Raw genomic sequence first — 1,179 nt, 5'->3', positions numbered from 1 at the left:
GAGACCTCTGCACGGCAACAACCACACTTTTTCTCTTTAAGTATTTGATTTATTATGCTATTCTTTCTTCATTCAAAGGAGGAAGGCATGGCTATTCGGCAGAAAGGACCTCGGTTGGGTGATTATTTCCTGGGGCACCGCAGAACCAAGACCACGTTTCTGGATGAGATCAATGAACTCATCAACTGGCAGCCCATCAACACCTTTCTGTGCAAGAAGATCAGGCGCAAGGCCAACGCCGTGGGCAATCCCGCCTATCCGCCTCTGGCAATGTTCAAGATTTTGCTCTTGCAGCGTTGGTACAACCTGAGCGATCCGGGCGTGGAGCAGGCGTTGCTCGACCGGCTCTCCTTTGTCAGATTTACCGGTTTCTCAATTGAGGACGACGTGCCGGACGAGACCACCATATGCCGTTTCCGCAACGGCTTGATCCGTCTGAAGGTGCTGGACACGTTGCTCGACATGCTCAACCGCCAGCTTGAGGACCAGGGGCTTCTCGTCCGTGAGGGAGCCGTGGTGGACGCCTCGGTGGTCGAGTCGCAACGGCGGCCGCGCAAGGTTATCGACGTGATGCCCGAGGACCGTTCCGAGGACGCCGAGGAACAGGATGGGCCGGTGGACTGCCGGGTCAGCTATTCGGACGACGAGGAGGCGGCCTGGCTCCGCAAAAGAAACCGGACCTATTACGGCTACAAGCTCCATGCCGCCACCGACAGTCGGGACGGCTTTCTGCTCTGTGGCCACATCACTCCTGCGAACCGTTCAGACACGGGCGAATTCGAGCGACTCGTGGATGGCGTCGGCCTTGACCCCGGGGCGTGGATTTATGCGGACAAGGGCTATTGCAGCGGAAAGAACCGGGACATTCTGTTTGATCGCGATTTGGAGGACGGAACCATGGACAAGACGCCTCGCGGCGGCAGGCTGACAGACCTCGAAAAGACTCGCAACCGTGAGATCAGCAGCGTTCGGCAAATAGTGGAGCGGGCTTTCGGTACACTCAAGCGCGGCTACGCCTTCTTCCGGTCCCGATACGTGGGTCGAGAGAAGGTGGAGGGTGAGTTCCACATCCTCGCCATGGCGTTCAATTTGAAGAAAGCTGTTCGACTGGCGCGAGCCTGATGGGAGAGGTGCGTCCAAAATCCGGCATTTCGGCCAGAAATGGCCGGAAAGAGCCGG

The 1,179-nt window shown here is 57.6% G+C and carries 1 protein-coding gene; it reads left to right on the top strand.

Annotation, left to right across the window (positions count from 1 at the left end; genetic code table 11):
* Positions 1 to 87 precede the first annotated feature (87 nt).
* Complete coding sequence (locus GKC30_RS14815; RefSeq protein WP_196772921.1) at positions 88 to 1,122, top strand: IS5 family transposase; 1,035 nt, start codon at positions 88 to 90, stop codon at positions 1,120 to 1,122.
* The last annotated feature ends 57 nt before the right edge of the window (positions 1,123 to 1,179 follow it).

Origin of the sequence: Pseudodesulfovibrio alkaliphilus, from assembly GCF_009729555.1 — a bacterium.
Lineage (GTDB): Bacteria > Desulfobacterota > Desulfovibrionia > Desulfovibrionales > Desulfovibrionaceae > Pseudodesulfovibrio > Pseudodesulfovibrio alkaliphilus.
This window is presented reverse-complemented; position numbering and strand designations above follow the sequence as displayed.